Source organism: Ruegeria sp. BJ6, from assembly GCF_056537885.1.
On record NZ_JBQFSG010000016.1, the window covers coordinates 1 to 19,782 of the forward strand.

Consider the following 19,782-nt stretch of genomic DNA (forward strand, 5'->3'; position numbering starts at 1 on the left):
TCGCCGAGCCAATAATCCCAAACGCATGCTCAATACCATGCATCTGCAGTACCTTAACAAAGGCCTCTTCCGTCGTCATCTTCATCGGGGTGTACTCCAAGCAGCAATGATGATTGCCAAGGCGGATGCCCGGGCGTTGAATCTGGAATAGGCGGAAGGGGTGGCAGTAGGTTAGGGCCAGACTGAATGGCCGGGTATGTCCAGTAAAGACCTATGCGGATTGGATTGCCGAAGCGATGAGGTCAATCCCCGGCCGAATCCGATCCGGGGTGATCGAGGAATACCCCAACCGGAAATAGTTTCGCGGACGGTCCGCCCCGTAAAAGAACGGCTCTCCGGGTTCGATATGTACGCTCTGTTTCTGCAATGTGCGCGACAGTGTTGTCGTGTTCACATGATCCGGCGCTTTCATCCAGATCGACGACCCGCCGTGAACACCGCGCCCAGCGGCTGTCAGGCCCGCATCCTCAATCGCGCCCTCAATCGCTTTTCGGCGTTCCTGCAGGGCTTTGGACATTCGCCTGATCTGTGCGTCGTAATGCCCAAGAGACAGAAAATAGGCAGCCGTACGCTGCACGTGGCCAGGCGGATGGCGCAGGACCAGAGAGCGCAAGGCCCGCGCTTCGCGGATGAAACGTTCCGATCCGACCATGTATCCAAGGCGCAGACCGGGAAACAGGGATTTCGAAAAACTGCCGACGTAGATGACCCGACCATCGCGGTCCAGAGATTTGAGTGCCGGGGAGGGTGCGCCAAGAAAAGCCATCTCAAATTCGTAATCATCTTCGACAATCATGGCGTCGATTTCACGGGCGCGTTGCAAAAGCTCGTGCCGACGCTCAAGCGGCATGGTGGCTGTTGTCGGGCATTGATGGCTGGGCGTGGTAAAGATCACATCCGTGTCGTCGGGAATGGCTTGCGGTGGCAAACCGTCCATATCGACACGCAGCGGTGCGAGTTTGCATTCCGATCGCAGCAGCAACTCGCGCAGGGCGTAATAGCAGGGATCTTCGATTGCTGCCTTGCGGCTGCGGTTCAGCAACACCCGCGAAGCAAGCCAGAGGGCGTTCTGTGCCCCGAGCGTGATGAGTATTTCTTCGGGTCGGGCAGCGATTCCTCGTCGTGGCAGGGTGTGGCGCGCGATGAACTCGACCAGCAAAGGATCATCCGCATCGACATAATCGCCGGTCAGCGAGGCGAAATCCTTGTGCCCCAGGGCGCGTACCGCGCACAGGCGCCAATTGGCATGGTCAAACAGGGTCCGATCGGCCTGTCCGTAGATGAAAGGATAGCGATAGTCGCGCCAGTCCATCGGCTTTGGCAGAACGTCGCCGCCCGAGAATCGCCGCGCCAGCGCCTTGCCCCAATCCACGGTTTCCTCACCGCGCTGCATGGGTGCATAGGTTGGCGGAACAGGTGCGTTTTCAGAGACATAGTAGCCGGACCGTCCCCGAGAGACGAGGTAATCATTGGCCAGAAGCTCGGTATAGGCCAGCGTGACGGTGATTCGGCTGACCCCCAGATGACCGGCCAGTTTCCGGGATGACGGCAGCTTTTCCCCCACATGGAATCGTCCTGACAGGATGCCTTCGGCGATCATCTGCTGGATTTGCGCCTGCAGCGTGCCTTGCCCGTCAGGTTTCAGAAAGAATGTGTCGACTGCGATCCCCATTCAGGCACCTTAACGTGGACCTAAGGTGTGCACAATCTGGACTTACATCCGAAACGATCCCTCAGCTGTAAAAATTTGGTTGACTTCCATGTGATTCTAAACCAAATAACTAGAAATCTAGTTTAATGGAGATAAGCAATGTGGGAAACAGCAGCCGCGGGTTTTTCTGCAATGGGATCCGAAGCCCGGCTTCAGGTGCTCAAGACACTGGTCCGCGCCGGTGAGGCGGGTCTGACCGTGGGTGAAATCCAGAACCGGACGGGCATAGCGCCGTCGACACTGGCGCATCACCTCAGGTTTCTGGCGGCCGGTGGAGTGGTTGAACAGGAAAAGGCCGGACGCACCACGATCAACCGGGCACGGTTTGATGAACTTAAAAAACTTGCGCAATTCATTCTGAGCGAATGTTGCGCCGACGAAGAGAGAAAGGCCGCCAACAATGGCTGAACTGACGCAAAATCCCAGACCAGTTGCCAAAAGCGCGCTGGAATGGGTTAAGACACCCTGGGCGCTGATTGTTGCCATTCTGGCGGCCGTCGCCGTGCTTGATCCCGGAAACTGGACCACGGTCGTGACCTTTGCAGGCAAGGCGTTGGCCCATACTGGGCAGTATATTCTGTTTGCGGTTCTGTTGCTGGCCTATCTCAAGGCGACAGGTGCCGAGGTGATGGTCGCGCGCGCTTTTGTCGGGCGTGAGACGCGGATGATCTTTCTGGCCGCGCTCTTTGGCGGGCTTGCCCCGTTCTGCTCGTGCGAGGTCATTCCGTTCATTGCCGGTTTGCTGGCCTTGGGCGCCCCGCTGTCTGCGGTGATGGCGTTCTGGCTGAGTTCCCCTCTGATCGACCCGCCGACCCTTTTGATTACGGCAGGAGCACTGGGCTGGCCTTTCGCGATTGGCAAGGCTGTTGCCGCTGTTGCGTTGGGGCTGTTTGGGGGCTTTGCCGTGAAATTGCTGATGAAACAGGGCGCATTTGCTGAACCTCTGCGGGAATACAAGCCCGCTGGCTGCTGCGGCTGCGGCCCCAGCAAGGAAGAAAAGCCCCATTGGCGGTTCTGGGAAGAGGCCGAGCGCCGCAGCAAGTTCCGCACCGAATTCGTACATAACGGCCTGTTCCTGCTGAAATGGTTGGCCTTTGCCTATGTTCTGGAGGCTTTGCTGGTCAGCTATGTCCCGGCTGATCTGATCGCGGGAGCAGTCGGGGGTGAAGGTCTTTTCCCCATCATTGTCGCCGCTCTGGTCGGGATGCCTGCTTACCTGAATTCTTATGTAGCGCCGCCACTTCTGGCAGGGCTGATGGAACAGGGCATGACCGCAGGCGCCGCGATGGCCTTTATGGTGGCGGGCGCTGTCAGCTCGATCCCTGCGATGGCGGCAGTCTGGTCTCTGGTCAAGCCGCGCGTATTCGCGACATATCTTGGGCTTGGCATCAGCGGGGCAATTGCGGCGGGGGCATTGTTCCAGCTGATCTGACAAGAGTGCCGCCCGTCAAAAAGGGGCGGGCGGTATTCAACCTGGCAACGGGTATTCCGTTATCCGGCCTCGCAATATCGCGGAAGTTTGAAACGATATCGCGCGTCACCACTTTCGACAAAAACCCGTTTCTCAATGCAGGCAGTTGTGCCCACGGTTGTCGAAACCTCGGCCTCGGTTGACGTGATCGATGCGGCAGACCCGTCCGGCAAACGTACCGATGCGATGACGCCGTTGTTCAGGTCTCCGTTTATCGGTGTGGCGGATAGAACGGGCACAGTCATGAACGAGTCATGTTCGTGCCTGCCATCGCCGCTGAACAGAAGCAGACCGGCCAGAATGGCGAACAGGGCTACAACGCCCAGTACGGCCAACCCCTTGGTCTGAAAAAAAACATAGATCGAGACGGCCCGGTGGGGCCCAAAGACAGTTGAAAGAACGTTCAGCATTGCATCCTGCAGATACAGAAAACCCCGGCCTGATCAGGCCGGGGTCAATTCGGGTCAGGGACGGGTTTCGCCATCCTCGTCTTCGTCCTCGCCGCCGCCTTTGGGCAGGTTGAAGAAGCTGTCCGCGTCGATGATCGGATCGCTGTCTTTCTCATCTTCGCCATCATCGGACAACGAGAAGGTTTCCAGACCTTCGATTGCCGTCGGAATTTTCGGTGCGGCGTCCATTTCCAGCGATTGTTCGGTCGAAACCAGCTTGCGGCGCTCATCATCGCTCATCACGCCGCCTTCGGCTGCTTTCTTGGCAGCGGCCTTTTGGACCACGGCATCCAGTTCCGACTGTTTGCAGAGGCCCAGAGCGACCGGATCGATCGGCTGCATGTTGGCGATGTTCCAGTGGGTGCGTTCGCGGATCGATTGGATCGTGGGTTTGGTGGTGCCCACCAGTTTGGCGATTTGGCCATCGCTGAGTTCCGGGTGAAACTTGACCAGCCACAGGATCGAGTTCGGACGGTCCTGACGCTTGGACAGCGGTGTGTAACGCGGGCCACGGCGTTTTTCCTCGCCGGTTGCGGCGGGGTTGAACTTGAGCTTCAGCTTGTGCAGCGGGTTGTTCTGCGCCGTGTCGATCTCGTCCTGAGTCAGTTGGTTGTTGGCAATCGGGTCGAAACCTTTGACGCCAGCCGCAACATCTCCGTCTGCGATGCCCTGTACCTCAAGCTCGTGCATCCCCACGAAATCCGCGATCTGCTTGAAACTGATCGTGGTGTTGTCCACCAGCCATACGGCTGTTGCCTTGGCCATAAGCGGTTTTGCCATCAGCCCGTCTCCTATAAATACATCTGTCCCGTCGCCGGAATTCGGCGGCCCCGTGGTGTTGGGGCAGGTTTCCGTTGTCGGGGAACTTGGGCTGTATATAGTCGCGCAAGGGCAAGAAGGGAAGAGGCGAATGCGCTGGGTGGTTCTGGGGCCGGTTTTGTGGATGTTCAGTGCGATGACGGTGCTGGCCGATGGCGAAAAGGCGGGCGAATTCGACTATTATGTCCTGTCTCTCAGCTGGTCGCCCAACTGGTGCGCGCGCGAAGGTGATGCGCGCGGATCGGACCAATGCGACGCGCGGCATGACCACGGGTGGATTCTGCACGGGCTCTGGCCGCAGTACCATCAGGGCTGGCCAGCATTCTGCCGGACTGCTGAAGCAGCCCCATCGCGCAGCATGACCCGTGAAATGGAAGATATTCAGGGCAGTTCCGGTCTAGCCTGGCATCAGTGGAAGAAACACGGCACCTGTTCGGGTCTTTCCGCGCCCGACTATTTCGCCCTTTCACGGCAGGCTTACGACCGGGTCGAGCGCCCCAAGGTGTTCCGCAAGCTGGACGCATCCGTCAAACTGCCCGCCTCGGTGGTTGAGGAGGCGTTTCTGAAAGCCAATCCGGGTCTGGAAAAAGACATGGTCACGGTGACCTGCCGGGACGGCTATATCGAAGAGGTCCGCCTGTGTCTGTCCCGCGATCTTGATCCCGTGCCCTGCGGTCGGGATGTGATCCGCGACTGCACCGCCAAGGACGCCGTGTTCGATCCGATTCGCTAGAGCTTCTTGTTCTGGCAATCCCGTGCGTATTCCAGTGCCTTGGCGGTCCCTTTCAGGTCAATCGCCATCACACGCTCACCTGCTGGGTTATAGACGGTCATGGTCTTGTTATTCGCAATGGCATTGACGAAATTTCGGTCGGTGAAAAACACCGTTCCACCCGGTACGCGGTCTTGTCTGAACCCTATGGCGGTGGCATCAAAGCTTTTGCCGTCCAGTTCGAACCGGATCGGATAGCTCTGCCCCGGTTCGATATCACCCCAGGCCTTGTTGTAGACGGTGAAATACCCGCGATTTCCCAGCGCGTCATAACCCAGCCGAACCACCGAGAGGTCCTGATAAACCGTCTGGATCAAGCACCCGTTGCCAAGGCTGGGGTCCATCATGATGTTCCAGCCTTCGACAAAGCCCTTGTCGATCAGTTCCTGAGACATAGCGGCAGTTGCGGTGAAGGCGGCAAAGGCAAGGGCGAGAAGGCGGGTCATCGAAAAGCTCCCAAAAAACGCTGATTTTACCATTCTTTAGCGCAGTATGGCGGCCAGCCATAGAGGCTTGTCAGTAAGCAGGTGCGGCTAATGCAGTCAAATTCAGCCCCAATTGCTGACAGCCGGGTCACGTTAGGATTGTTTCGGAGTTTTGGGAGAGGTGAAAAATGCACCCTTGGGTCCTTGGCAGTTGTAGAAGCTGGTCCAAATCCAGCCCTAACCAGATACCCCTGAGCACCAGTGAGGTAACACCATGTGTTACTACAATTGCCGGTGCGTCCTGCTCGTCCAGAAAGGATCGGACTCTTATGGCAATGTCCTCAAAGCTTTCACCGCCAGGACTTTGAAAGAACCAATGATGACTTTCGTACGGGGATTCGATCTGGGTTCGGATGAAATCTCTTGTGGCACCTTCCCATTGGCCAAAAGCTATCTCCATCAGCCGAGTGTCGGGTTTTGCTAACAAATGAGGCGCAATTGCCAGCCTCGCCGTGTGTTGAGCCCGCTCCTGCGGACTGACGAAAACACGTGAAGGCGCGTTCGGAACGCGGCTGAGGATCTCGTATTGCCTCACCGCCTGAGACTTGCCGGTTTCGGTCAGTGGAGAATCCTTGCGGCCTTGGAATTTACCCAGCTTATTCCACTCGGTTTCACCGTGCCTCAGGACAAAAAGATCGGGGTATTTGTTCAAGAGAATACCTGAGAGAATTTGATGTGTGACGATAAAATTCGGTCAGCTGATGCTGAAAAGTGCTGCTAATCTATATTTCCTTCCGCGCCCGCAGCGCCGCCGTAATTGTCCCGTCATCCAGATAATCCAGCTCTCCGCCAATCGGCACACCTTGCGCCAGTGAGGTCAGGCGCACCTGCCCCTCCAGCTGATCCGCGATGTAGTGGGCCGTGGTCTGGCCGTCGACAGTGGCGTTCAGCGCCAGAATGACCTCGATTATCCCCTCAGCCGTCACCCGATCCTTGAGGCGCGGAATGCGCAATTCGTCCGGGCCGACCCCGTCCAGCGCCGACAGAGTGCCGCCCAGAACGTGATAGCGGCCTTTGAATACCCCTGCGCGCTCCATCGCCCAGAGGTCGGCCACATCCTCGACCACGCACAACTCTCCGGTTGCGCGGACTTCGTTGTCGCAGATATCGCAGATATCGGTGGTGCCTACATTGCCGCAGTTCAGGCATTCGCGGGCGGTGGCGGCCACCTGCTGCATCGCGTCGGACAGAGGTGTCAGCAACAGGGCGCGTTTGCGGATCAGGTGCAATACCGCGCGGCGGGCCGAGCGCGGGCCGAGGCCCGGCAGCTTGGCCATCAGGTCGATCAGGTTGTCGATATCGCTGTTCGAACTCACCACGCGTTCTCCTGCAAATGGGCCGGGCACCGATGCCCGGCCATTGATCCGTCAGGAGGGTGTATCAGAACGGCAGCTTGATGTCTTTCGGCAGACCCATGCTTTCAGTGAGTTTCGCCATTTCTTCCTGCGAACGCTCGGCCGCCTTGACCTGCGCGTCCTTGATGGCGGCAAGGATCAGGTCCTCGACCACTTCCTTGTCGTCGCCATTGAAGATCGACGGATCAATATCGAGGCCCTTCAGATCGCCTTTGGCAGATGCGGTTGCCTTGACGAGGCCCGCGCCGGATTCGCCTGTGACCACGATGTTGTTCAGCTCTTCCTGCATCTCGGTCATCTTGGTCTGCAGTTCCTGTGCGGATTTCATCATCTTGGCCATATCGCCCAATCCGCCGAGTCCTTTGAGCATTGGTTTTCTCCTGTATGCCGGTTTGACGCCTAGATACGGGGGGTGCGTGCGCGGCACAAGGGGCAGGGTGGCTCAGATGACGCGCACGGAATTCAGACCATCCGCTTCGGTCACCGAGCAGCAGATCGAGCGCAATACGCGGGGATGATCATAATCCCATGGGCGACCCCGATGCAGGGTTGCGCGTTCATCCCAGATCAGAACGTCGCCGACCTTCCACTCATGAGAATAAACATATTCAGGGCGCGTGCAGAATTCGATGGCCTCTTCAAGGGTTTGCTGGCTTTCGGAATGACCCATGCCTTCTATGGCAAAGGCGTGCGAGGCGATAAACAGCGCCTCATCCTTGGTTACCGGATTTTTCCAGATCGCGCGCCATGGTCTGTCGGGCCAGCGGGTCATGCGCGGCAAAGCGGCAAGGTCGGCCGAGATCTTCGACCGGGAATGTGAAAGCCTGTGCCAGATTATGGCATCGCGCAAGGCATCTTTCAGATGGTCCGGCATATCCGCCCATGCCGCACGCGTAGAGGCGATTTCGGTTTCGCCGCCGCTTGGCGGTACGACATGCGCCGTCAGGATGTTGATCAATGCAGGGATCGGCAGAAATGTGCTGTCGGTGTGCCACAACATGTTGGCCTGCAGATCCAGAAGCCGCAGATCGTCCCGGGCCCGCATTCCTTTGTCGGTCTGGTTGGACAGTTCCGAGACCTGAAACTCCAGATCCCGTCCCGCGGCCATGGCTTCGCGATTTTCCAGTGGGCCAAACAATGCGCCAAGGCGCGTGTGATCCGAATCGGAGATCGACTGGCCGGGGAACAGTAGTAGGGAATGCGCCTCGAACGCTGCGCGGATCTCGGGATAGAGGTGACTTTCCGTCACTTCGCGCAAATCCACGTCGTGGATAGTCAGTCCAAACCTTTGATGCAGCGGGGTTGTTCTCATGTCACTCAAACTCGCAGGGTTTTGGTCAGAGTGAGAGGCGCAGGCCCGGGTTTCAAGCCGGTTTGCGACATCGCTGCAGATGTGTGCAAGACGCGTCAGTCTTCTTCGAAGGGATCCCACTCATCTTCGACCTCGGGCAGGGCTTCGGTCTCGACCTTGGCGGCCAGTTGCTCAACCGTCTGGATTTTGGTGATGCGTGCCTTGGGGAACTGTGCCAACACAGCCTGAACCATCGGATGTTCTCCGGCTTCGGCCTTCAGGGCGAGTTCTGCGGCGTCGCGCAATTCGGCAATCGTCGGTGCGTCGCCGTTCGAGGCGACGGACACCGCCCATCTGTTCCCCGTCCAGCGCTGCAGGGATGAACCCAACCGTTGCGCCAGATCCGTCGGGGCCTGTTCGGTTGGCGTGAATTCGATCCGGCCCGGTTGGTATGATACCAGTCGCACACCGCTTTCAACCTCCACCAACAGTTTTACATCGCGGTTCGAGCGGATCAGTTCGACCACATGCTCAAAGGTCGGATAACGGGCAAGGGCTGCCTGCAGTTCCTGCGCCAGCGCAGCAGTTGGCGCACCACCGTTTCCGCGCGGTGGCGACACATGGGCAGGTGCGGCAACGACACCCGCATTTGTGACGGCAGCACTGTTGCCGTTTACCGGGACGCCGCCGCCCGGGCCGCCCGAAGGCGGAGGGGGCGTGTCCTGAAGACGCCGGATCAGTTCCTCAGGGCTGGGCAGATCGGCCACATGCGTCAGACGGATAACTGCCATTTCCGCCGCCATCATGGCGTTAGGTGCGGCTGCCACCTCTTCCAGCGCCTTCAACAGCATTTGCCACATCCGGGTCAGTACGCGCATCGGCAAGGCCTGCGCCATCTGCTGGCCGCGGGCACGCTCGTCCGGTGAAACGGTCGGGTCTTCGGCGGCGTCCGGCGTGATTTTGACCACTGATATCCAATGGGTGATTTCGGCCAGATCGCGCAGCACCGCCAGCGGGTCGGCCCCTTCGGCATATTGCGCGCCCAGTTCGGTCAGTGCCCCTGCCGCGTCGCCGCGCAGGATCATGTCTGTCAGGTCCAGTACGCGCCCTCTGTCCGCCAGCCCCAGCATCGCGCGCACCTGATCGGCCGAGGTTTCCCCCGCCCCATGAGAAATCGCCTGATCCAGCAGCGATGTCGCGTCACGGGCGGAACCTTCCGCGGCGCGGGTGATCAGGGCCAGCGCGTCTTCGGCGATTTCCGCGCTTTCGGCGCTGGCGATCCTGCGCAGCAGGCCAAGCATGTCCTCAGGCTCGATCCTGCGCAGATCAAAGCGCTGGCAGCGGGACAGCACCGTCACCGGAACCTTGCGAATCTCGGTGGTGGCGAAGATGAACTTTACGTGCTCGGGTGGTTCCTCAAGGGTCTTGAGCAGCGCGTTGAAGGCGCTGGTCGACAGCATGTGCACTTCGTCGATGATGTAGATTTTATAGCGCGCGCTGGCGGCGCGGTAGCGGACGGAGTCGATGATCTCGCGAATATCGTTGACGCCGGTGCGGCTGGCCGCGTCCATCTCCATGACATCGACATGGCGGCCTTCCATGATGGCGGTGCAGTGTTCACATTTGCCACAGGGTTCTGTCGTAGGACCGCCTTCACCATCCGGGCCGATGCAGTTCATCCCCTTGGCGATGATCCGTGCGGTGGTGGTTTTGCCGGTGCCCCGAATACCGGTCATGATAAAAGCCTGCGCAATCCGGTCGGCTTCGAAGGCGTTTTTCAGTGTCCGCACCATCGCGTCCTGACCGACAAGATCGGCAAAGGTTTCGGGGCGGTATTTTCGGGCAAGGACCTGATAGGCCGTGGATGCGGTGTCGGTCATGTCTGCTCTGGCGGATTCGTACTGAAGCCGCAGCGTAGAGCCCCCTGCCGCCCGCGTCCACAGCGGGTCGTTGCGAAATTAATTTGGATAATGCCCGATGCGGGGTAAATTACAGCTGTGGGTAACCGGACGGCCATGACTGGCAGGGCCTGTTTGGGGGGAGTTAAATGTCTGAACTGGTGATATACGCCTTGCAGGTCGGCGGCGGAACGCTGGCCATTTCCCCGCTGCCGGGGCGTGGCGGAAGATATTCCGAAGATCTGAACACGATTGCCGACTGGCAGCCGGGTCTTGTGATCTCGATGACCACCGAAGTTGAGATGATTCAGGAGGGCGCGCGGCATTTTGGCACTGACATTCAAAGCCGCGCCAGCCGCTGGGTGCATCTCCCGGTCGAGGATTTTGGGGCGCCGCCTGCTGAAATTCGCGCGCGGTGGCGTGACGTCAGCGCCTCTGCCCGGCAGGCGTTGTCGGGTGGCGGGCGCGTGCTGGTGCATTGCAAAGGCGGGTGCGGCCGCTCGGGCATGGTTGCCCTGCGATTGATGGTAGAGTGCGGCGAAACACCGGCAAAGGCGCTGAGCCGCCTGCGCGCCGTGCGCCCTTGCGCGGTCGAGACCGAAGGGCAGTTGGACTGGGCTACAAAGCCCGCGCAGGCGCACGCGCAGCACTGACAGTTACTTGCGGTGACCTAAGCCGAAGCGTGTGTCGGACCGCAGGTGGCGGCGTTTGTTGTTCGAGGCGTCGCCTCAAGAATCGCGCAAGGTGGATTGGTGATCCAACCGGACGGCAGGGACGTTGAGGCCGGGTTCAACAGGACATCCGCATAGCGGTCCAGCTGAGCGGTTTCAGTTGCTTCATCCACATCGCAGTACACGCGAATCCGGCTCCCATATGCGTGAAACCGCGCCGTACAGCCGCCAGGGCAATGTGCAAGTTCAGTGTTACCCTCGATCTCGAAGCCGTCCGAAGTCGCCCGGCGAGCCTGTGTGACGGCCCTGGTAAGAGTGTTTGCCATGTGCAACAGCGCCGGGCAGGGTTCGCCGGTACGTTGGCAGACCGTGGCTGAAAGCACGTGTGTCTCGGTTTTCAAAATCATAATGCGCCCTCCGCGCGACGGATGGGGCGTTGATCAGGGGAAAGACGGCGCTGTGCGTCAAACCCATTACGGACACCCCGCCCGAATTCGAGTTACAGTTTCGATGGCAGGTCTCCTGACTTGCGGGTCATTGCTTTGCCGACCTTCCCGGCCATTTGGCCAGTGGCATTTCGGCATTGCTCTCCGCCTACAGTTGCGGGGGCAGTCGCGGCATTGGTTCAATTGAACCGCACCGTGTTCCCTTTTCATCCCGTCCGAAGATTCGGCACGGAAACCATCACGCAAGTGCTACCCGCACGGAAGCGCCCGGGTCAACGGAATTCGTCGAACCGCATCATCTTTGGAAGTCCGCGCAGTACGTCCGAATTCTGCCGGGCGCGCGCCAGTTGCCATCCGCCCTGCAGCAGGATGAACAGGGCATCTGCCTGAAGGTCGGGGTCTGGTGCGTTCAGACGCCTTGCGTGGTCTTTCACTTCGGTCATCCAGCCTTCGTACAGATGATAGGCGTGCTCGCGAAATTCGGTGTTCTCAGGCCCTTCGAACAGCGTTGCCGAGATGGGGCAGGTGTCCCAATGCCCTGACTTATCGAAAAGTTTCGCGATCTTGTGGCACAGGATCTCAACACCTTCTCGAAAGTTCCCGGCGGGCTCAAACGAGGCTGCGATCAGGCGCAGCATGCCATCCGACGCCCATGTCGCGGCAGCAAGCGCCAGATCGGACTTTCCGTTCGGAAAGTGATGATAAAGCGAACCCTTGGGCGCATTCGCAGCCATAAGCAATTCGGACAAACCAACGCCGTGATAACCCGAACGCTGGAACAGCTCGGCAGCGGTGCGGATCAGGCGATCTTTGGTCGGAAGCGGACGTTCGGTCATTTGAATTGTATATTGACGAGATTAGACCGATTGGTCCAGAACGAACTGAATGGACCGATTGGTCCAGTGATCGTCGGAGTGTGAGATGTTGGACAGCCAGAACTCGGTAGCAGTCGAAGATTTCAGGTTTCCATCGGGCGGCGCGGAGCTGTCAGCCCGCCTGTATGCACCGGCATCTGAACCTTCAGTGGTGGTCGTTCTAAACGGCGCGACGGGTGTACCCAGAGACTATTACAAGCATTTTGCCCGATGGCTGGCAGCGGAAAAGGAAATGGCCTGCCTGACCTATGACTATCGTGATTTCGGCCATTCGCAGACAGGCCCACTAAAGGCGTCCACGGTGACCATGGCAGACTGGGCCCTGATCGATATGCCCGCTGCACGAAACGAGATGCGGCGCAGGTTCCCGGACGCGAAACTGTGGGTCATAGGGCATTCCGTTGGCGGGATGCTTGGGCCGGTGCAACCCGGTATTGAAGAGATCGACCGGATGATCTGCGTCTGCTCGGGTCTGGTGCATCACAGTGATCACCCCTGGCCCTATCAGGGGCTGGCGCGGCTGTTCTGGTTTGGTCACGCGCCCTTGCTGGTTCGCTTGATGGGGTATCTTCCCGGGCGGATGATCGGGTTTGGCGCGGATTTGCCGCCGCTGGTCTATTGGCAGTGGCGGAAATGGTGCACCTCGCGGCAAAGCTATTTGCCCGAAGCGGGGCAGGGCCTGCCAGCAGCGGATTGGGGCCGTTCGGACGCTCAGGTGGAGATGTTTGCATTTACCGACGATCAGGTGATTCCGCCGAAATGTGTCTGGCGTCTGGCCGATGTCTATGGCCCCGCAGCGCAAAGGCACGAATTGAATCCTGTTGACTTCGGGCTTGAAGACGTCGGGCATCTGGGGGCATTCGCCCGCCGGAATGCAGCTGTCTGGCCAAAGCTGATGGCGTGAACAATCGGCCACTGTTACAGGCGCAAACGGTCAGACTAGAGCCGTTCCTGGGATCACGATTGTAGCGGGAAAAGGTGAGAGGCTGGACATCGACCCAAGCGGGACTCGTTGTGGCTGCTTCCTTCCGGACCTGACCAGGTTGGCGAGGCGCTCGCCCGCGCCAACCTCTCGCAGCCGATATAGGCAACAGATCGGAAAATGGCAACCCGCCGACGTCAAACCTAATTAGCTTATGAAACCGCGCCAAGGCGTATAAGAGGTCTTTTGACATTAGAACGGGCATTGCGCCGCCGGGCCAGCCGTGGCAGCCATTTGCCCGTAACAAATGAGGGCGGGCATGAAACGCGCAGAGCAGGTAACATTCGGCGGATCGGGTCTGGATCGGGCGGCGCATATTCGTAATGATCCACAGGCGATGGCCAATGCCGTTGCGCATCCGGATGCGCAATGCCTGCTGCTGTGGCGCGGTAAGGTTTTGGTGAAGGGCGAGCGCCTCGATCATCTTGCGTATGTGCGGATGTCTCATCCGCTTGTGACGGCGGGTCCGGGCGGGACCATGGAAGAGCCGGTCTTATTGGGTGTCGGGAGTGGCGGAGCACCCATTTTTGCCGCTGACATTTCAAACTGGGCAGCCGAAGGGCTTGATCTTTCGGGCGTCGGAAACTTTGTCGATAGAACCGAACAGCAGCACCCGGATTTGCCGGAAGGTCATGTATTTGCCGAACTGCGCCGGATCATGACCCGTCTGAATACGCGGGATGCTGAACTGGCGGCCACCGCAAAGGCCGTGATCGGCTGGCATGAAACGCACCGGTTCTGTGCCAGATGCGGCGCGCCGAGCCAAATAACGCAGGCCGGATGGCAGCGAAGCTGTCCTGCGTGCAACGGGCAGCACTTTCCCCGCACAGACCCGGTTGTGATCATGCTGATCACGCATGGCGATTCGGTGCTGATGGGGCGGTCGCCCGGCTGGCCTGAGGGGATGTACTCACTGCTTGCGGGATTTGTTGAACCGGGTGAGACGCTGGAGGCCGCAGTGCGGCGCGAGGTCATGGAAGAGGCGGGCGTACCCGTCGGGCAGGTCGGTTATCTGGCCAGTCAGCCCTGGCCTTTCCCGGCATCCCTGATGTTCGGATGCCATGGTGAGGCCCTTTCCCGCGAGATCAGGATCGATCCTGTTGAAATCGAGGATGCGCTGTGGGTCAGCAAAAGCGAAATGATGCAGGCTTTTGCCGGGGACCATCCCAAGCTATTGCCTGCCCGAAAAGGTGCGATTGCGCATTACCTGCTGCAAAACTGGCTTGCGGATACGCTGGACTGAGGAAAGACTACACCGCAAAAGAGAGCCGTCAGAAACACGATGCAATTTTCAGCCAGAGAAGATATCGAAGCCCCGATCCACGCCGTTTTCGACATGGTTGCTGATTTCGACCGTTTTGAGCGTATGGCCATCCGGCGCGGGCTCGAAATCCGGCGTATCGGTACTCCGGATCAGGATATGGCCGGTACGAGTTGGGAAACGGTGGTCACCATTCGCGGGAAACCGCGCCATGTTAATGTGGTCCTGACCAATTGTGAGGCACCGTCCCTGATGCGTTTCGAGGCCCTGAGCAAAGGCATGAGCGGAGAAACCGTGATCGAACTGATGGCGTTGTCACAACGAAGAACACGATTGAGCATCAATACTTCCGTTGCCGCAAAAACGCTGCCGGCACGTTTGTTGCTGCAATCACTGAAACTCGGGCGGTCCCGCATAAAACGTCAGTTTCAGGTTCGCTTTTCCGAGTTCGCGCGGAATCTCGAAGAGCGGAATGCGCACAGGACCTGAAACTGGTCCCGGCACCGCTGCCTGTTAAACTCAGTTTCGGGGGCGTGCTGCCGGGTAAACACCCAGAATTTCGACATTTGTGGTGAAGTGCTCCAATTCGTCCATAGCCAGTTTCACGTTCTCGTCATCGGGATGCCCGACGATGTCTGCATAAAACTGGGTGGCCGTGAACGATCCGTCGACCATATAGCTTTCAAGCTTTGTCATGTTGACGCCATTGGTGGCGAAACCGCCCATCGCCTTGTAAAGCGCTGCCGGGATGTTGCGGACCTGAAAGACGAAACTGGTCAGCATACCATGTGCGCCGCGGCGCGATTCGTCGGCTTGCCGCGACATGACCAGAAATCGGGTGGTGTTGTCGCCACGATCTTCGATATGGCGGGCCAGAACGTTCAGCCCGTAAATTTCACCTGCCAGCTCGCTTGCCAATGCTGCCGAGTGCTTTTCGGCTTGTTCCGCCACTTCGCGGGCGGCGCGTGCATTGTCCGGGCTGACACGTCCGCGAATGTTGTGCTGACGCAGAAATCCTTCGCACTGGGGCAACAGGACCAGATGGGAATGCGCTTCGGTAATGTCGCTCAGCGTTGCTCCCGGAACGCCCAGCAGGTTGATGTGAACACGAACGAAAGCCTCGTCGATGATGTGCAGTCCGCTGTGGGGCAGCAGCCGGTGAATGTCGGCAACCCTGCCATAGGTCGAGTTTTCAACCGGCAGCATCGCCAGCTCCGCTTCGCCTGACCGGACCGATTCGATCACATCTTCGAAGGTACGGCAGGGCAGTGCGTCCATGTCGGGCGCTGCGTTCCTGCAGGCCTCGTGACTATAGGCGCCGGGCTCTCCCTGAAAGGCGATGCGATTTGTCATTGGACGATTCCCTGCAACAGGTTATTGATTGGGCGTTTAGTCGCGGTGTCTATACCTTGCCTCTTGCAAGTGGAAGCCTTAGACACCCGCGCAGACAGCTGAAATGGACTCGCGATCAATGTTCGACACGATGACAGTTACCAAGGCCGCTGCCGGCCTGTTTGGCGCCTTTTTGGCGCTGCTCCTGGCCAAATGGGGCGCCGACGTTCTCTATAGTGTTGGGGGGCACGACGCCGAAGCCGCCTATATCATCGAGACCGAAAGCTCGGGTGAAAGCGCTGACGGCGAAGAGGTGGTATTCGAGGAACTGCTGGCCGCAGCCGATCCCGAAAAAGGTGCGCGGGTATTCCGCAAGTGCACAGCCTGTCACAAGCTGGAAAAAGGCGCCAATGGTACCGGTCCGTACCTTTACGGTATCGTAGATCGCCCGCTGGCCTCGGCCGAAGGCTTCACCGGCTATTCCGCAGGCATGCAGTCGCATGGCGGCAACTGGACGCCGGAAGCACTGGATGCATTCCTGCTCAAGCCGAGCTCGTATATTTCGGGTACATCCATGAGCTTCGCCGGTCTGAGAAAGGCCGAGGATCGGGTCAACCTGATTGCATATCTGCAAACCATTGGCGACTGATCCGATCACCGGGATTTGAATTGAAAGGCCGCTGCCTCGTGCAGCGGCTTTTTTTGTGTGCGATCAGGGAAAAAAGATCAGCATCAGGTAGACAAGAAACAGGACCAGATGCACGGCGCCCTGCAGGATACTGGTGCGGGTACCGCCAAACGTCAGGTTGCAGGTCAGCAGCGTCAGCAACAGCATGATGATCGACGCGTCATCCAGACCCAAAGGCACCGAGAGGCCCATGATCAGCCCGACCGAAAGCACGGCCGGGACAGTCATGCCGATCGACGCAAGGGCCGAACCCAGCAGCAGGTTGATCGAACGCTGCAGACGGTTTGCCCGCGCTGCGTTGATTGCGGCCATGCTTTCAGGGGTCAGGATCAGCAGGGCGATCAGAACACCACCCAATGCCGCAGGTGCGCCAACACCGACAATTCCGAAATCCACTAGTTTTGCAACCCGTTTGGACAACAGGATGATCGGCAGCAAAGTCAGGATCAGGAACACGGCGTGGTAGGTCCCGGACCTGATCGGGCCATGATGCTCGTGCACGTCATCGGTTGCTGAACTGCGGCTGGGGTTGTCATCCGGAAAGTAGGGCTGTTCGAAAAAGGTTCGGTGCCGGACCGTCTGAATACCCAGAAATACCAGATAAAGAAGGGTCGTTGCGCAGGCCAGGATCATGGCTTGCAGCGGTGCATAGCTGGGATCAGGTGTCGAGGTGGTGAACCGCGGCAGAACCAGCGCCAGAATGGACAGAGGGAACAGAACGGCAAAAAATGCCCGCGCGCCCTGCAGATTGTAGTTTTGCGTCGAATGGCGCAGGCCACCGAACAAGAGGGCCGCTCCGACCAGACCGTTCAGAACGATCATCAGAACCGCGAACATCGTGTCCCGTGCCAGCGTCGGGGCCGAGTCGCCTGACAGCATTACCGCAACGATCAGCGACACTTCGATACCGATGACCGAAACCGTCAGGATCAACGTCCCATAGGGTTCGCCCAGCAACTCTGCCAGAGCGTCCGCGTGGCGAACAACGCCGAACGATGCCCAGAGAACCGCAATGAACAGACCAAGGAACAGAACCGCCGCGAACAGGGGATTTTGCAAATCCTTCAGCCACAGATCGCCGCCGAACTGAAAGAGAGCGACGGTCAGAACACCAACGATCAGAGGCGCTTCTTGGCGCAGCATTGTTATCCCTGTTATCGGGTGATGTGAAAGTTTGTTGTCCATGCTTTCGCTTTGACACAGATTTGAACGTCAGGAAATTGCGTTAATCCGCCCAAATTAGCTTATAAATCAAACTTCACAAAGCGTTCACGCATTCTAAACTTGCAACTGCCAGTGCTGGACCTTTAGCTAGCGCAAACGAGATAAAGAACGATATCGACCAGAGGAAGAGCCAGATGAAATCCCCCCAAGTGCCGACCGTCGCGCTGAAACCGAAACATCGGGCATGGGCGGCTGTGCTTGGAGTTTCATTTGCGCTGACACTTGCGGCCTCGGGGGACGTCCGCGCCGGGGATGACGGTATCACACGCAGTCATGGGTATTCTTATTTCGGCAATCTGGATTATCCGGCCGACTATCCGCATCTTGAATACGTCAATCCCGATGCCCCCAAGGGCGGGGAACTGGCGTTGTCGGCATCCGGGACATTCGACTCTCTTAACCCCTATTCCCGCAAGGGGCGCGCCGGGGCGCTGACCACACTTCAGTATGACCGCCTGATCGAAGGCACGGAAGACAGTGTCGGGCAATATTACGGGGTGCTGGCGGAAAGTCTGGAATACGACGAAGGCCGCAATTACGTCATTTTCCATCTCCGCCCCGAGGCCACATTCTGGGATGGCTCTCCGGTCACCGCCGATGATGTCGTGTACAGCCACAGGCTGTTTATCGAACAGGGTTTGCCATCTTATGCGCAGGCCGTGGGCCGGATGGTGACAAACGCCGAGGCGCTGGATGATCACACCGTCAAATTCACCTTCGATCCCGAGGTCACCCGCCGTAGCCTGATCGAGACCGTTGGTTCAACGCCCGTGTTCTCGAAGGCATGGTTTGAGGCTGACGAGTCCCGCCGCCTGGACGAGCCACGCCTCGAAGTGGCCGTTGGGTCCGGCCCGTACAAGCTGGATAGCTATGACATCAACCGGCGCATTCTTTACAAACGCCGCGATGATTACTGGGGCAAGGACCTGCCGATCAATCGTGGGCGGTACAACTATGACACCATCCGGGTGGAGTATTTCGCCGATCAGACCGCCGCGTTCGAGGCGTTCAAGGCCGGTGAATACACGATGCGGATCGAAAGCGATCCCAAGCTCTGGGCGTCCAGCTATGATTTCCCAAAGCTGACCGAAGGCTCGGTGGTTCAGGACGAAATCCCGGATGGCAGCCCCCCGACACCGTCGGGTTTCGTTTTTAATCTGGGCAAGCCGCAATTTGCAGACAAGAACGTTCGCAAGGCACTGGCGTTGGCCTTCAACTTTGAATGGGCCAACGAATCCCTGATGTTCGGCCTTAACTCTCCGCGCAGTTCTTTCGTGGAAGGTACACATCTTGAGGCGACAGGCACCCCCGAAGGTGCAGAGCTGACATTCCTGCAGTCTCTGGGGGATGTGGTGCCATCGGAATTTCTGACCGAGCCGGCTATCGTGACGCATGAATCCCGGTCCGGCCGTCTGAATGACAGACGCAACCTGCGTCAGGCTTCGAACCTGTTGGACGAGGCAGGTTGGCAGGTGAGTGACGGAAATCTGCGCCGCAACGCGCAGGGGCAGACCCTGAAGGTCAACATCCCCTATCCTTCCAATATCCCAACCTCGACCGCGACGATGATCGAGACATTTGTGCAGAACCTGCAGGCAATCGGTGTGGACGCCAGCGCGGAAAAGGTGGATCCCGCCCAGTACACTCTGCGCAGTCGCGAGCGGGACTACGACATGGTGTATTCCACGCGCTATGGTTCTTTCCTGTCGACGGGTGGTGGGTTGAGCCAGATGTACGGCTCGGATGAGGCCGCGTTCAGCCTGTTCAATCCCGCCGGTCTGGCCAGCCCACTGGTCGATGCGATTATCGAAGCATCGTTCGAAACGGAAAATCAGGAAACCCAGGATGCTGCCCTGATGGCGCTTGACCGGGCATTGCGGTATGAGTTCTTCGTCATCCCCGATGGCTATATAGCGGACTACTGGACGGCCTATTACGATATGTACGAATACCCTGAAAACCTGCCCCCGTTCGGTCTTGGCTATCTTGATCTGTGGTGGGTAAACCCCGAGAAACAGGCCGCGCTGAAGGCAAAGGGCGCGCTGCGGTAAA

22 protein-coding genes, 1 other RNA gene and 1 riboswitch are annotated in these 19,782 nt (G+C 58.6%); of the genes, 9 read left to right on the forward strand and 14 right to left on the reverse strand.

From position 1 onward, the window contains the following. Positions 1 to 211: 211 nt before the first annotated feature. Positions 212 to 1,672: a MocR-like pyridoxine biosynthesis transcription factor PdxR gene (gene pdxR / locus ACR0D6_RS21515; protein ID WP_480767047.1), complete on the reverse strand. Its 1,461-nt coding sequence runs from the start codon at positions 1,670 to 1,672 to the stop codon at positions 212 to 214. 138 nt (positions 1,673 to 1,810) lie between these two features. On the opposite strand from pdxR, the gene ACR0D6_RS21520 reads away from it, so the two are divergent. After that, entirely contained in the window at positions 1,811 to 2,119 is a 309-nt protein-coding gene (locus ACR0D6_RS21520) for a metalloregulator ArsR/SmtB family transcription factor (protein ID WP_170657218.1), read from the forward strand. Continuing rightward, the gene (locus ACR0D6_RS21525) at positions 2,112 to 3,143 is read left to right on the forward strand and encodes a permease (protein WP_480453136.1); all 1,032 of its coding nucleotides are present in this window, start codon (positions 2,112 to 2,114) and stop codon (positions 3,141 to 3,143) included. The genes ACR0D6_RS21520 and ACR0D6_RS21525 overlap by 8 nt, the downstream gene beginning before the upstream one ends. A 59-nt stretch (positions 3,144 to 3,202) precedes the next feature. Here the strand turns inward: ACR0D6_RS21525 and ACR0D6_RS21530 are convergent, their stop codons facing one another. Next, positions 3,203 to 3,592 carry a hypothetical protein gene (locus ACR0D6_RS21530; protein ID WP_480453138.1) on the reverse strand — a complete coding sequence of 130 codons (390 nt, stop codon included), beginning with the start codon at positions 3,590 to 3,592 and terminating at the stop codon, positions 3,203 to 3,205. Positions 3,593 to 3,646: 54 nt separating this feature from the next. Beyond that, entirely contained in the window at positions 3,647 to 4,411 is a 765-nt protein-coding gene (locus ACR0D6_RS21535) for a DUF1013 domain-containing protein (protein WP_480767048.1), read from the reverse strand. A 130-nt stretch (positions 4,412 to 4,541) separates the two neighbouring features. On the opposite strand from ACR0D6_RS21535, the gene ACR0D6_RS21540 reads away from it, so the two are divergent. Next, a complete protein-coding gene (locus ACR0D6_RS21540; protein ID WP_480767049.1) occupies positions 4,542 to 5,183 on the forward strand; it encodes a ribonuclease T2 family protein in 642 nt (213 codons plus the stop codon). Here the strand turns inward: ACR0D6_RS21540 and ACR0D6_RS21545 are convergent. From ACR0D6_RS21545 to ACR0D6_RS21570, 6 genes are all read right to left on the reverse strand, one after another. Next, on the reverse strand, positions 5,180 to 5,668 hold the full coding sequence (locus ACR0D6_RS21545; protein ID WP_170657208.1) for a hypothetical protein: 489 nt from the start codon (positions 5,666 to 5,668) through the stop codon (positions 5,180 to 5,182). The genes ACR0D6_RS21540 and ACR0D6_RS21545 overlap by 4 nt on opposite strands. A gap of 127 nt (positions 5,669 to 5,795) precedes the next feature. Beyond that, positions 5,796 to 6,359: a histidine phosphatase family protein gene (locus ACR0D6_RS21550; protein ID WP_480767050.1), complete on the reverse strand. Its 564-nt coding sequence runs from the start codon at positions 6,357 to 6,359 to the stop codon at positions 5,796 to 5,798. Between the two features lie 70 nt (positions 6,360 to 6,429). After that, the gene (gene recR / locus ACR0D6_RS21555; protein ID WP_480767051.1) at positions 6,430 to 7,023 is read right to left on the reverse strand and encodes a recombination mediator RecR; all 594 of its coding nucleotides are present in this window, start codon (positions 7,021 to 7,023) and stop codon (positions 6,430 to 6,432) included. A gap of 64 nt (positions 7,024 to 7,087) precedes the next feature. Beyond that, positions 7,088 to 7,432, reverse strand: a complete 345-nt coding sequence (locus ACR0D6_RS21560; protein ID WP_170657202.1) for a YbaB/EbfC family nucleoid-associated protein — start codon at positions 7,430 to 7,432, stop codon at positions 7,088 to 7,090. 72 nt (positions 7,433 to 7,504) lie between these two features. Further along, complete coding sequence (locus tag ACR0D6_RS21565) at positions 7,505 to 8,374, reverse strand: TauD/TfdA dioxygenase family protein (RefSeq protein WP_480767052.1); 870 nt, start codon at positions 8,372 to 8,374, stop codon at positions 7,505 to 7,507. 95 nt (positions 8,375 to 8,469) lie between these two features. Next, positions 8,470 to 10,233, reverse strand: a complete 1,764-nt coding sequence (locus ACR0D6_RS21570) for a DNA polymerase III subunit gamma/tau (RefSeq protein WP_480767053.1) — start codon at positions 10,231 to 10,233, stop codon at positions 8,470 to 8,472. 167 nt (positions 10,234 to 10,400) lie between these two features. Between ACR0D6_RS21570 and ACR0D6_RS21575 the strand changes: the two genes are divergently transcribed. Continuing rightward, positions 10,401 to 10,904, forward strand: coding sequence for a protein-tyrosine phosphatase family protein (locus tag ACR0D6_RS21575; protein ID WP_480453151.1), 504 nt, complete (start codon positions 10,401 to 10,403; stop codon positions 10,902 to 10,904). Between the two features lie 17 nt (positions 10,905 to 10,921). Here the strand turns inward: ACR0D6_RS21575 and ACR0D6_RS21580 are convergent, their stop codons facing one another. Together ACR0D6_RS21580 and ACR0D6_RS21585 are read right to left on the reverse strand one after the other, a co-directional pair. Then, positions 10,922 to 11,329 carry a hypothetical protein gene (locus ACR0D6_RS21580; RefSeq protein WP_480767054.1) on the reverse strand — a complete coding sequence of 136 codons (408 nt, stop codon included), beginning with the start codon at positions 11,327 to 11,329 and terminating at the stop codon, positions 10,922 to 10,924. Between the two features lie 88 nt (positions 11,330 to 11,417). Continuing rightward, a riboswitch (cobalamin riboswitch) is annotated at positions 11,418 to 11,623 on the reverse strand. A 17-nt stretch (positions 11,624 to 11,640) separates the two neighbouring features. After that, positions 11,641 to 12,204 (reverse strand): TetR/AcrR family transcriptional regulator, encoded by a 564-nt coding sequence (locus ACR0D6_RS21585; RefSeq protein WP_480767055.1) that lies wholly within the window; start codon positions 12,202 to 12,204, stop codon positions 11,641 to 11,643. Between the two features lie 85 nt (positions 12,205 to 12,289). Here ACR0D6_RS21585 and ACR0D6_RS21590 point away from each other — a divergent pair, with 85 nt between their 5' ends. Further along, positions 12,290 to 13,147: an alpha/beta hydrolase family protein gene (locus ACR0D6_RS21590; RefSeq protein WP_480767056.1), complete on the forward strand. Its 858-nt coding sequence runs from the start codon at positions 12,290 to 12,292 to the stop codon at positions 13,145 to 13,147. 72 nt (positions 13,148 to 13,219) lie between these two features. Here the strand turns inward: ACR0D6_RS21590 and ffs are convergent. Beyond that, positions 13,220 to 13,318, reverse strand: an RNA gene (gene ffs, locus ACR0D6_RS21595) — signal recognition particle sRNA small type. Positions 13,319 to 13,484: 166 nt separating this feature from the next. Here ffs and nudC point away from each other — a divergent pair. Continuing rightward, positions 13,485 to 14,468: an NAD(+) diphosphatase gene (nudC, locus tag ACR0D6_RS21600; protein ID WP_480767057.1), complete on the forward strand. Its 984-nt coding sequence runs from the start codon at positions 13,485 to 13,487 to the stop codon at positions 14,466 to 14,468. Between the two features lie 39 nt (positions 14,469 to 14,507). Beyond that, entirely contained in the window at positions 14,508 to 14,975 is a 468-nt protein-coding gene (locus ACR0D6_RS21605; protein ID WP_480767058.1) for an SRPBCC family protein, read from the forward strand. 30 nt (positions 14,976 to 15,005) lie between these two features. Here ACR0D6_RS21605 and ACR0D6_RS21610 read toward each other — a convergent pair whose 3' ends face one another. Then, on the reverse strand, positions 15,006 to 15,839 hold the full coding sequence (locus tag ACR0D6_RS21610) for a prephenate dehydratase (protein WP_170657183.1): 834 nt from the start codon (positions 15,837 to 15,839) through the stop codon (positions 15,006 to 15,008). Between the two features lie 118 nt (positions 15,840 to 15,957). Between ACR0D6_RS21610 and ACR0D6_RS21615 the strand changes: the two genes are divergently transcribed. Then, complete coding sequence (locus tag ACR0D6_RS21615) at positions 15,958 to 16,467, forward strand: c-type cytochrome (RefSeq protein ID WP_480767078.1); 510 nt, start codon at positions 15,958 to 15,960, stop codon at positions 16,465 to 16,467. Positions 16,468 to 16,530: 63 nt separating this feature from the next. Here ACR0D6_RS21615 and ACR0D6_RS21620 read toward each other — a convergent pair whose 3' ends face one another. Further along, a complete protein-coding gene (locus ACR0D6_RS21620) occupies positions 16,531 to 17,649 on the reverse strand; it encodes a calcium:cation antiporter (protein WP_480453160.1) in 1,119 nt (372 codons plus the stop codon). Between the two features lie 215 nt (positions 17,650 to 17,864). On the opposite strand from ACR0D6_RS21620, the gene ACR0D6_RS21625 reads away from it, so the two are divergent. Then, positions 17,865 to 19,781 (forward strand): extracellular solute-binding protein, encoded by a 1,917-nt coding sequence (locus ACR0D6_RS21625; RefSeq protein ID WP_480767059.1) that lies wholly within the window; start codon positions 17,865 to 17,867, stop codon positions 19,779 to 19,781. The last annotated feature ends 1 nt before the right edge of the window (position 19,782 follow it).

What these genes read in the sequence shown, in the direction of transcription:
- pdxR (WP_480767047.1), bottom strand. Translation starts at nt 1,672, where the DNA reads ATGGGGATCGCAGTCGACACATTCTTTCTGAAACCTGACGGGCAAGGC.
- ACR0D6_RS21520 (WP_170657218.1), top strand. Translation starts at nt 1,811, where the DNA reads ATGTGGGAAACAGCAGCCGCGGGTTTTTCTGCAATGGGATCCGAAGCC.
- ACR0D6_RS21525 (WP_480453136.1), top strand. Translation starts at nt 2,112, where the DNA reads ATGGCTGAACTGACGCAAAATCCCAGACCAGTTGCCAAAAGCGCGCTG.
- ACR0D6_RS21530 (WP_480453138.1), bottom strand. Translation starts at nt 3,592, where the DNA reads ATGCTGAACGTTCTTTCAACTGTCTTTGGGCCCCACCGGGCCGTCTCG.
- ACR0D6_RS21535 (WP_480767048.1), bottom strand. Translation starts at nt 4,411, where the DNA reads ATGGCAAAACCGCTTATGGCCAAGGCAACAGCCGTATGGCTGGTGGAC.
- ACR0D6_RS21540 (WP_480767049.1), top strand. Translation starts at nt 4,542, where the DNA reads ATGCGCTGGGTGGTTCTGGGGCCGGTTTTGTGGATGTTCAGTGCGATG.
- ACR0D6_RS21545 (WP_170657208.1), bottom strand. Translation starts at nt 5,668, where the DNA reads ATGACCCGCCTTCTCGCCCTTGCCTTTGCCGCCTTCACCGCAACTGCC.
- ACR0D6_RS21560 (WP_170657202.1), bottom strand. Translation starts at nt 7,432, where the DNA reads ATGCTCAAAGGACTCGGCGGATTGGGCGATATGGCCAAGATGATGAAA.
- ACR0D6_RS21565 (WP_480767052.1), bottom strand. Translation starts at nt 8,374, where the DNA reads ATGAGAACAACCCCGCTGCATCAAAGGTTTGGACTGACTATCCACGAC.
- ACR0D6_RS21570 (WP_480767053.1), bottom strand. Translation starts at nt 10,233, where the DNA reads ATGACCGACACCGCATCCACGGCCTATCAGGTCCTTGCCCGAAAATAC.
- ACR0D6_RS21575 (WP_480453151.1), top strand. Translation starts at nt 10,401, where the DNA reads ATGTCTGAACTGGTGATATACGCCTTGCAGGTCGGCGGCGGAACGCTG.
- ACR0D6_RS21580 (WP_480767054.1), bottom strand. Translation starts at nt 11,329, where the DNA reads ATGATTTTGAAAACCGAGACACACGTGCTTTCAGCCACGGTCTGCCAA.
- ACR0D6_RS21585 (WP_480767055.1), bottom strand. Translation starts at nt 12,204, where the DNA reads ATGACCGAACGTCCGCTTCCGACCAAAGATCGCCTGATCCGCACCGCT.
- ACR0D6_RS21590 (WP_480767056.1), top strand. Translation starts at nt 12,290, where the DNA reads ATGTTGGACAGCCAGAACTCGGTAGCAGTCGAAGATTTCAGGTTTCCA.
- nudC (WP_480767057.1), top strand. Translation starts at nt 13,485, where the DNA reads ATGAAACGCGCAGAGCAGGTAACATTCGGCGGATCGGGTCTGGATCGG.
- ACR0D6_RS21605 (WP_480767058.1), top strand. Translation starts at nt 14,508, where the DNA reads ATGCAATTTTCAGCCAGAGAAGATATCGAAGCCCCGATCCACGCCGTT.
- ACR0D6_RS21610 (WP_170657183.1), bottom strand. Translation starts at nt 15,839, where the DNA reads ATGACAAATCGCATCGCCTTTCAGGGAGAGCCCGGCGCCTATAGTCAC.
- ACR0D6_RS21615 (WP_480767078.1), top strand. Translation starts at nt 15,958, where the DNA reads ATGTTCGACACGATGACAGTTACCAAGGCCGCTGCCGGCCTGTTTGGC.
- ACR0D6_RS21620 (WP_480453160.1), bottom strand. Translation starts at nt 17,649, where the DNA reads ATGCTGCGCCAAGAAGCGCCTCTGATCGTTGGTGTTCTGACCGTCGCT.
- ACR0D6_RS21625 (WP_480767059.1), top strand. Translation starts at nt 17,865, where the DNA reads ATGAAATCCCCCCAAGTGCCGACCGTCGCGCTGAAACCGAAACATCGG.